Annotated in this window: 1 protein-coding gene; it reads right to left on the bottom strand. The window is 37.9% G+C overall.

Annotated features, from left to right (window positions below; genetic code table 11):
• A partial coding sequence (locus SB753_RS40015) for a nitronate monooxygenase (RefSeq protein WP_410805544.1) occupies positions 1–168 on the bottom strand: 168 nt, incomplete at its 3' end.
• Positions 169–248 lie beyond the last annotated feature (80 nt).

Below are 248 nucleotides of genomic sequence, written 5' to 3'. Positions count from 1 at the left end.
AATTTCCTCTCGAAGCTTTTCTGGAGTTCCTAAAGTCGCAGCTGTAATTTGCCCAAGTCCACCAGCATTAGAGACGGCTGAAGCTAATTCAGCATAAGCTAAGTAGGCTAATCCTCCTTGAATGATTGGATATTGGATTCCTAAGATTTCAGTTATTCTTGTTTTCATAAGTTCTCCTCTCCTTCGTTAAATGATAGCTTGTTTTAACCATTTCATATATTTCTTTTTCTGGTACGGTACCATCTAGA

The sequence above is a fragment of the Paraburkholderia sp. SIMBA_053 genome (assembly GCF_046534895.1).
GTDB lineage: Bacteria > Pseudomonadota > Gammaproteobacteria > Burkholderiales > Burkholderiaceae > Paraburkholderia > Paraburkholderia caledonica.
The sequence above is the reverse complement of the archived record's forward strand: the minus strand, read 5'-3'. Positions and strand labels throughout refer to the sequence as shown.